The 8853-nt window shown below is 72.9% G+C and carries 8 protein-coding genes; 4 read left to right on the top strand and 4 right to left on the bottom strand.

Annotated features, from left to right (window positions below; genetic code table 11):
• Positions 1-131: 131 nt before the first annotated feature.
• Together ACRX5S_RS07550 and ACRX5S_RS07545 are read left to right on the top strand one after the other, a co-directional pair.
• Positions 132-1187: a protein kinase domain-containing protein gene (locus ACRX5S_RS07550; protein WP_436771991.1), complete on the top strand. Its 1056-nt coding sequence runs from the start codon at positions 132-134 to the stop codon at positions 1185-1187.
• Positions 1188-1430: 243 nt separating this feature from the next.
• Positions 1431-3020 carry a protein kinase domain-containing protein gene (locus ACRX5S_RS07545; RefSeq protein WP_436771990.1) on the top strand — a complete coding sequence of 530 codons (1590 nt, stop codon included), beginning with the start codon at positions 1431-1433 and terminating at the stop codon, positions 3018-3020.
• 6 nt (positions 3021-3026) lie between these two features.
• Here ACRX5S_RS07545 and ACRX5S_RS07540 read toward each other — a convergent pair whose 3' ends face one another.
• Together ACRX5S_RS07540 and ACRX5S_RS07535 are read right to left on the bottom strand one after the other, a co-directional pair.
• Complete coding sequence (locus ACRX5S_RS07540; protein ID WP_436771989.1) at positions 3027-4037, bottom strand: phosphotransferase enzyme family protein; 1011 nt, start codon at positions 4035-4037, stop codon at positions 3027-3029.
• A gap of 25 nt (positions 4038-4062) precedes the next feature.
• Positions 4063-4875, bottom strand: coding sequence for an HAD family hydrolase (locus ACRX5S_RS07535; RefSeq protein ID WP_436771988.1), 813 nt, complete (start codon positions 4873-4875; stop codon positions 4063-4065).
• A gap of 129 nt (positions 4876-5004) precedes the next feature.
• Here ACRX5S_RS07535 and ACRX5S_RS07530 point away from each other — a divergent pair, with 129 nt between their 5' ends.
• The gene (locus ACRX5S_RS07530) at positions 5005-5898 is read left to right on the top strand and encodes an LLM class flavin-dependent oxidoreductase (protein ID WP_436771987.1); all 894 of its coding nucleotides are present in this window, start codon (positions 5005-5007) and stop codon (positions 5896-5898) included.
• A 66-nt stretch (positions 5899-5964) separates the two neighbouring features.
• Here ACRX5S_RS07530 and ACRX5S_RS07525 read toward each other — a convergent pair whose 3' ends face one another.
• Complete coding sequence (locus tag ACRX5S_RS07525) at positions 5965-6771, bottom strand: HAD family hydrolase (protein WP_436771986.1); 807 nt, start codon at positions 6769-6771, stop codon at positions 5965-5967.
• Positions 6768-8048, bottom strand: coding sequence for a serine--tRNA ligase (gene serS / locus ACRX5S_RS07520; RefSeq protein WP_436771985.1), 1281 nt, complete (start codon positions 8046-8048; stop codon positions 6768-6770). Before serS ends, ACRX5S_RS07525 begins: the two co-directional genes overlap by 4 nt.
• Positions 8049-8131: 83 nt before the next feature.
• On the opposite strand from serS, the gene ACRX5S_RS07515 reads away from it, so the two are divergent.
• Positions 8132-8853, top strand: a 722-nt coding sequence (locus ACRX5S_RS07515; RefSeq protein WP_436771984.1) for a phosphatase PAP2 family protein, incomplete at its 3' end; no start/stop codon positions are given.

The raw sequence follows: 8853 nt of genomic DNA, 5'->3' as shown, positions 1-8853 counted from the left end.
CCCCCCCCCCCCCCCCCCCCCCCCCCCCCCCCCCCCCCCCCCCCCCCCCCCCCCCCCCCCCCCCCCCCCCCCCCCCCCCCCCCCCCCCCCCCCCCCCGCCGCCTCGACGCCGCACCACGGGGGGCCGCGGGATGGTGCACGACCCGCACGACGAGTTCGCCGGAACGCTCTTCGGCGACGGGCGCTACCGCACGCTCCGGCGCATCGGGGGCGGCGGCATGGCGGTCGTGCACGAGGCGCACGACGTGGCGCTGGACCGCATCGTCGCGGTCAAGCGGCTGCGCACCGACCTGGCCGAGGACGCGGTGGCCCGCTCGCGGTTCGCCCGCGAGGCGCACCACGCGGCGGCGCTCAACCATCCGGCGATCGTGCGGGTCTACGACACCGGCGAGGACGACGCGTCCGGCGGCCCGATTCCGTGGATCGTGATGGAACTGGTCGAGGGCTACACGCTGCGCGCGCTGCTGCGGCACGAGGGGCCGCTGCCCTGGCGTCGGGCGCTGCGCATCGCCGCGTACGTCCTCGACGCCCTCGAATACAGCCACGGACACGGGATCGTGCACCGCGACATCAAGCCGGTGAACGTCATGGTGACGCAGCACGGCGAGGTCAAGGTCATGGACTTCGGCATCGCCCGGGCGGTGCACGGCACTTCGGCGTCCCTCACGGCGGCCGGGCACATCATGGGGACTCCGCAGTACTTCTCGCCGGAACAGGCCCTGGGACACCCGGCGTCGCCGCGCAGCGACGTCTACTCGGTGGGCTGCCTGCTGTACGAACTGCTGGTCGGCAGCGTGCCGTTCGACGGGGACAGCGCCATCACCGTGGCGTACAAGCACGTTCGCGACGAGCCGCTGCCGCCGTCCGCGCACCGCGATGTGCCGGGAGCGGTGGACGACTTGGTACTGCACGCGCTGCGCAAGGACCCGCAACTGCGCTTCGCCTCGGCCAAGGAGATGCGCCAGGCGGTCGCGCGCATCATTCCTGACGAGATGTCAGATTCGGGCGGGGTGCCGCTGCCCGGGGCGGGTTCGCACCGGCGGCGTGCGGCGGCACGCGGCCCCGTGCCGGTCCAGGGCACGCGCCGGGCGCAGCGGCGCAGCCGTTCGCGCCGCCGCGTGCTGGCCGTGGTCGCCGGTACGGCGCTGCTGGTCGCGGCACTGCTGGCATTCGTGGCAATGGGGTAGCCGACAGGGGTTATCCTGACGTGCCCGCGTCAAATGGCAATGCGGTGAGCTATGTCTCGCCGCGGGGGCCGTTCAAGCCTGATGGCATGGCCCCGCTGCCGGTACGGTGACTCGGATACCGGATTGCGGGACAATGCCATGTGCGCACGGGGCCGGGACCCGCCGTGCCTTTGCGGCCCGGCGATCGTTGGGACGAGCGAGTCCGTTCCCGGCGGACCGTGACGAGACGGACGGCGAGGAGTGATGGGTCAGCCGCAGCGCCCGGACGACGAGGTCTCCGGGACCCAGGTCAGGACCGTCGGCGCGGGACGCTACGAGCTGGGGCGTCAGCTCGGCCGCGGCGGCATGGCCGAGGTGAGTATGGCCCACGACGTACGGCTGGGCCGTACCGTCGCCGTCAAGACCCTGCGCCCCGATCTCGCGCAGGATCCGGTGGCCCGCTCGCGCTTCGGCCGCGAGGCGCAGAACGCCGCGTCGCTCAACCACCCCGCGATCGTGTCGGTGTACGACACGGGCGAGGACCGCATCGGCCCCGAGCTGGTGCCGTTCATCGTGATGGAGTGCGTCGAGGGCCGTACGGTGCGCGAACTGCTCTCCGAGGGCTCGCCGATACCGCAGGAGCAGGCCCTGCGGATCACCGAGGGCGTGCTGGAGGCCCTGGAGTACAGCCACAGGCACGGCATCATCCACCGCGACATCAAGCCCGCCAACGTCATCATCACCAACTCGGGCGCCGTGAAGGTGATGGACTTCGGCATCGCCCGCGCGCTGCACAGCGCGGCGACGACGATGACGCAGACCGGCATGGTCATGGGCACCCCGCAGTACCTCTCGCCCGAACAGGCCCTCGGCCGCACCGTCGACGCCCGCAGCGACCTCTACTCCAGTGGCTGCCTGCTGTACGAACTCCTCGCGCTGCGCCCGCCCTTCAACGGCGACACGCCGCTGTCGGTGGTGTACCAGCACGTGCAGGACGACCCGCGCCCGCCGTCCGCGTCGGACGCGCGGATCCCGGCGCACCTGGACGCGATCGCGCTCAAGGCGCTCGCCAAGAACCCGGACGACCGGTACCAGACCGCCGAAGAGATGCGCATGGACATCCGGCGCGTGCTGGCGGGCCAGGCCGTGCACGTGGCGCCGCCGACCACCCGGATCCCGACCCAGCCGCCCGGCGGGACAGCCCGCCACCAGGCGTGGCAGGCCGGCGCGACCGGAGCCACCGCCGCCGCGCCGACCGCGCGCCTGGGCGCCCCGGTGCCCGGCGGCCCGGACACCGACCGTACCCGCCCTGTGCCGGGCGGCCCGCTGTCCCTGCCGACCAACGACGGCGGCACCGGCGCGATGCCGTTGATCGAGGACGAACGCGGCGAGCGCCGCCGCTCGGGCCTCTTCTACGCCATCGTCGTGGTGGCCGTCGTGGCGGTCATCGCGGGCGTGACCTTCCTGGTCCTCGCGCTGGCGGACAACGGGGACTCCGACAGCGGCGACAAGACGAACCCGACCGCGCCGGCCACGTCCACCAGCGGCCCCGGCACGCCGACCGGCGACGACGACAGCCCCGGCGCGGGCTTCCCGGCCCCCGGCTCGGACACCGAGACCGAGACCACCCGGTCGACGCCGCCCACGCGTACCTCGCAGAACCCCGGTCTGCCGCCGCCCACGGGGAACCCGCAGACCAGCCAGCAGACGTCGCGTGCGCCGACCACGCCCACCTCGCCGACGGCGACCAAGACGACGACGAGCGCGCCGCCCACCAGCCAGCCGCCGACGACGCCGCCGACGGCGACCACCAAGCCGCCGACGGGGACGGGTGGGCCCACGCCCAGCTCGTAGCGCCCCTCACTCCACGAACGCGGCCATCACCTCCTCGTAGTGCCGGGTCCACCACACGATCAGTGCGGCGGAAGCCGGGAACAACGGGTCGGACCGGTGGTCGCGTTCGTCGTAGTGCCGGTTCAGCATCCAGAAGTCGTTGAGCCGCTCCCACCACAGGCGCTGTACGGCGGCCGCGAGTTCGTCGTCGCCGGGGTCGGTGACCGCGCGGTAGGCGTGCACGAACGCGCGCACCCGCGGCAGGTCGAGCGTGCCGGTCGCGGACGCGGTGAAGAACAGCAGCCCGGCGCGTACCGTCTCCTCGGTGTCGGGCAGCGCGGCCAGGCGGTCCCAGTCGATGATCGCCACCGGATCGCGCTCGGCGTAGAGCAGGTTCAGCGGATGGAAGTCGCCGTGCACGTAGCCGGTCCGGGGTCGGTCGTGGTCGGCGGGCCTGCGGTGCGCGAGGCGGCGCAGCATGCGCAGGCGCTCGACGAGCCGGTGTTCGGCAAGTTCGTCGAACGGCTCGCGGACGGTACGCCGTCGTATGCCGTCGAGCAGCCGCGTGGCCACCGCCATCGAGTACGAGGCGTCGGCCGCGGGCGCGAACATCGGCTGCTGGACCGGGGGAAGCATGCGCATCAGTTGGGCGTGCACGGTGCCGAGCAGCGTGCCCAACTGCGTGCACTCCGCATCGTCCAGGTCGTCGCCGCCGCGGTGGTGCCCCTCTACCCACGGGAACAGCGCGAACCAGCGGCCCGCCACACGCCGCGCGGTGCCGCCCCCGCGGTCGGCGAGCGGCGGCAGCGCGGGGACCCCGGCCGCGCGCAGGCGCTCGGTGACGCGGTGCTGGAAGGCGATGGCCCCGGGCGTCTGGTCGAGGTAGTGCTTGAGGAACCACCGGCCCTCGGTGGTCGTCACCTCGTAGCCTCGGTTCAACAGCCCTTCGGCGACCGGCCGGAAGGCGACCGCGGCGCCGACCGCGTAATGGCCGAGCAGCGCGGACAGCGGGGAGCGCCCCACCCGGATTGCGTGCATAGAGTTACATTATCTCTACGCAGAGTTACGAGAAGAGCTTTTCCAGAATCAGCGCGACACCGTCGTCGTCGTTGCTCGCGGTGTGGTTCGGCACCGCCTTCAGGACCGCCGGGTGGGCGTTCGCGACCGCGTACGGCTGCCCGGCCCAGGTGAGCATCGGCAGGTCGTTGGGCATGTCGCCGAACGCCACGACCTCGTCCGCGGTGATGCCGTGCCGGGCCGAGAAGGACGCGAGCGTGGTCGCCTTGCTGATGCCGAGGCCGCTGATCTCGACGAGCGCGATCTTGGACGAGTGCGTGAACTCCGCGTACCGGCCGGCGGCGGCCCGGGCGAGGGCCAGGAACTCGTCCGGGGCCAGCGACGCGTGCCGCGCGAGCAGCTTGAGCACCGGCCCGTCCAGGAGTTCTTCGACCGGGGCCACCGCGTGCACGATCGACACGTCGCGCTCCAGCGGCGGGTACGCGGGCTCGTGCGCGAACCCGGTGGCGGTCTCGACGGCGAAGCACACGTCGGGGATCTCCGCCTTGATGAGGCCCGCGACCTTGCGCGCCGCCGTCACGTCCATCGGGTGCGTCTCGACGATGCGCTCGGCTCTGAGGTCGTAGACCACCGCGCCGTTGCCGCAGATCGCCAGCCCGTGGTGGCCGGTGACCTCGGCCACCTTGTCCATCCAGCGCGGCGGCCGGCCGGTCACGAACACGACTTCGGCACCGGCCGCCTCCACGGCCTCCAGGGCGGCGAGCGTGCGTTCGGAGATGGTGCCGTCACTGCGGACGATGGTGCCGTCCAGATCGGTGGCGACGAGACGCGGGCGCGGAGAGGCAGTCACGCCGTACATCCTCGCTTACGGCTTCGGAAGCATGTAGCCCACACCTCCCCGGCGCCGTCCCGCCGCCTGCCGCGCGCGCCCGTCGCGTCCGATGACCGGGAAATTTGCCGCATATCGCGGCGCGCCTAGGCTTGGATCATGAAAACCGGTGTCGTGATCCTCCCGATTTACTCAGGCTCCGAGGCGCTTGCGCGGTGGCGCGCGGCGGAGGAGGGCGGGTTCGACACCGCCTGGACCTACGACCACCTGTCCTGGCGCACGTTCCGCGACAGGCCGTGGTTCGGCACGGTGCCGACCCTCGCCGCCGCGGCCGTGGCGACGTCGCGGGTACGTCTCGGCACGCTCGTCTCCTCGCCCAACTTCCGCCACCCGGTGACGTTCGCCAAGGAGGTCATGACCCTCGACGACCTCTCCGGCGGGCGCATGACCCTCGGCATCGGCGCGGGCGGTACCGGCTTCGACGCCGCCACGCTCGGCCGGGAGCCCTGGGCCCCGCGCGAACGCCAGGACCGCTTCGAGGAGTTCCTCGACCTCATGGACCGCCTCCTGACGGCCCCGGCCACGACGTATCGCGGTACCTACTACTCCGCCGTCGAGGCGCGCATGATCCCCGGCTGCGTGCAGACCCCGCGCGTGCCCTTCGCCGTCGCCGCCACCGGTCCCCGCGGCATGCGCCTCGCCGCCCGGCTCGGCCAGGACTGGGTCACCTTCGGCGACCCGAAGCGCCTGACCGGGCAGACCGGCGCGCAGTACACCGCCGACATCGCGGAGCAGGTGCACCGCCTCGAAGACGCGTGCATCGCGCAGGGCCGCGACCCCAAGGAACTCGGCCGGGTGCTGCTCAACGGCTCCACCGACGAACGCGCGCTCGACTCGGTCGACGCCTTCGTCGACTACGCCGGCCGCAACGCCGCAGCCGGGATCACCGAGATCGCCGTGCACCTGCCGGTGCCCGGCACGGTGTTCGGGACCGACGAGCAAGTCTTCGAGCGGATCGTCGCGGACGGCCTGCCGCAGGTCCGCGACCTGTAGGGGGTCGCGCCCGGCAATCGCACGCACCGGACCACGAGGGCACTCCGACAACCCCGAAGCGGGTTCTCAAGCCGCCGGGAACAGCCGTTCCAGCACCACCGCCACGCCGTCCTCGTCGTTCGACGCCGTCACCTCGTCGGCCACCGCCTTGAGCGAGGGGTGCGCGTTGGCCATCGCCACGCCGTGCCCGGCCCACCGCAACATCGAGAGGTCGTTCGGCATGTCGCCGAACGCGATCGTCCCGACGGCCCGCACACCGAGGCGGCGGGCCACCAGCGACAGACCGATCGACTTGGCCAGACCCTGCGGCAGCAGTTCCACTATCCCGGGGCCCGCATGCGTTATGTCGACGAGCCCCGCACAAATCTCCCGGGCCCGCGCGGCCAGTTCGTCGTCGTCGAGGCCGGGGGCCTGGACGTACGCCTTCAGGATCGGCTCGGCCCACAGCTCCGCGCGCTCGGCGGCCGTGCGCACCGGCAGGGCGAGCCGGTAGTCGTACTCCGGCTCGACCACCACCGCGCCGTCCAGCCCCGCGCGGCTCACCGCGAGGGCGACCGGCCCGAGGTTGGCGACCATCTTCTCGACGGCCAGTTGCGCGACCGCGCGGTCGAGGGTGACCGAGGTCAGCAGCCGGTCCTCGCCCGCGTGGTAGACCTGCGCGCCCTGCGAGCAGACCGCCAGACCCTGGTAGCCGAGCTGGGCGAAGACGGGACGCGACCACGAGACGGCGCGGCCGGTGACGATCACGTGGTGCGCCCCGGCCGCGCGCACGGCGCCGAGTGCCGCGCGCGTGCGGTCCGAGATGGTGTGGTCGTCGCGTACGAGAGTGCCGTCGAGGTCCGTCGCGACCAGCCCGAAGGGGCCGGCCGTCACGCGGCGCCCACCGGCTCCAGAACCTCGCGTCCGCCCAGGAACGGGCGCAGTGCCGCGGGTACCCGCACCGAGCCGTCGGGCTGCTGGTGGTTCTCCAGGATCGCCACGATCGTGCGCGGCACCGCGCACAGCGTGCCGTTGAGCGTCGCGAGCGGGCGCGTGCCCGCCTCGTCGCGCATCCGCACGGCCAGGCGCCGGGCCTGGAACTCGGTGCAGTTCGACGTCGAGGTGACCTCGCGGTACTTGCCCTGCGTCGGGATCCACGCCTCGCAGTCGAACTTGCGGGCGGCCGACGAGCCGAGGTCGCCCGCGGCGGTGTCGATGACACGGAACGGCAGTTCGAGCGCGGTCAGGAACTCCTTCTCCCACGCCAGGAGCCGCTGGTGCTCGGCGGCCGCCTCCTCAGGCGTGGTGAAGACGAACATCTCGACCTTGTCGAACTGGTGCACGCGGATGATGCCGCGCGTGTCCTTGCCGTAGGTGCCCGCCTCCCGGCGGAAGCAGGGCGAGAACCCGGCGTACCGCAACGGCAGTTGCCGCGCATCGAGGATCTCGTCCATGTGGTAGGCGCCGAGCGGGACCTCGGCGGTGCCGACCAGGTAGTAGTCGTCCTTCTCCAGGTGGAAGACGTTCTCCGCGGCCTGGCCGAGGAAGCCCGTGCCCTCCATCGCCTTGGGACGCACCAGCGCAGGGGTGATCATCGGTGTGAACCCGGCCGCGTTGGCCTGGGCCATGGCCATGTTGACCAGGGCCAGTTCCAGCATCGCGCCGATGCCGGTCAGGTAGTAGAACCGGGCGCCGGAGACCTTCGCGGCCCGTTCGACGTCGATGGCGGCCAGCAGCTTGCCCAGCTCGACGTGGTCGCGGGGCTCGAAGCCCTCGGCGGCGAAGTCGCGCGGGGTGCCGACCTCCTCCAGCGTGACGAAGTCGTCCTCGCCGCCGGGCGGCACCGCGTCCTCGACCACGTTGGACAGCTCCAGGAGCAGCCGCTGCGCGTCGGCGGCGGCCTCGTCCTGCGCCGCGTCCGCGGCCTTGACCTCGGCGGCCAGCGTGCGGGTGCGCTCCAGCAGCGCCGCGCGCTCGTCGCCCTGGGCCTTGGAGACCTGCTTGCCCAGGCCCTTCTGCTCGGCGCGGAGACGGTCGAACGCGGTCGCCGACGAGCGGCGGCGCTCGTCGGCCGCCAGCAGTTTGTCGACGATGGTCTCGTCCTCGCCGCGGGCGCGCTGCGAGGCGCGGACGCGGTCGGGGTCCTCACGGAGCAGTCGCAGGTCAATCACGGGCCTTAGCGTACCGGGCGCCGGATGGCCCACAGCCACGCCTTTTCCGCACCGGGGCACGCGCGAGCGGGTATCAAAGGGGGGTGCGCAGCCTTTCCCCGAGCCCGCCCGACACGACCGCGGACGACGACCACGTCTGGTGGCTTCCCGCGCGGTACGCGGTTCCGGCGATCCTCTCCGCCGCGGTCTTCACCGTCCTGCTGCTGCTCGTCGTGTGCGGCTGGGACACCCTCTTCCGGGTGGATTCCCGGGTCGCCCGCGACCTGCACGGCTGGATGGACGACCGGCCCGCGGTCGTCGACGCGACGCGGATCCTCACCGACTGGGTGTGGGACCCGAACACCTTCCGGATCCTCGCGGCGGGCCTCACGGCGGGGCTGTGGGTGGCCGGTCGGCGGCGCACCGCGGTCTGGGTGGTCACCGTGATGGTCCTCGGCGGCGCGGCCGGGGGGCTGTGCAAGCTGGCCGTGGCCCGGGACCGGCCCACGTTCGCCGACCCGATCGCGACCGCGCACGGCTGGTCGTTCCCCTCGGGGCACGCCCTCAACGGCGTGCTGGGCTGCGGCGTCCTGCTGATCGGTCTGTGGCCGCTGCTGCCGCGCCGGGTGCGGCCGGTGGCGGTCGTCGTCGCGGTCGTGTCGGTGGTGGGCGTGGGCTTCACCCGCATCGCCCTCGGCGTGCACTACCTGAGCGATGTGATCGCGGGCTGGGCGCTCGGTGTCGTGGTGCTCGCGGTGTTCTGGGTGCTGGTCACGGCGCTGTGGGACCCCCTGGAATCGACCGGCGCGGTGCCGGAGGAGGCGGA

The sequence above is a fragment of the Yinghuangia sp. YIM S09857 genome (assembly GCF_051388915.1).
GTDB lineage: Bacteria > Actinomycetota > Actinomycetes > Streptomycetales > Streptomycetaceae > Yinghuangia.
Note: the sequence above shows the minus strand (reverse complement) of the source record. Positions and strands in the feature narration are given on the sequence as shown.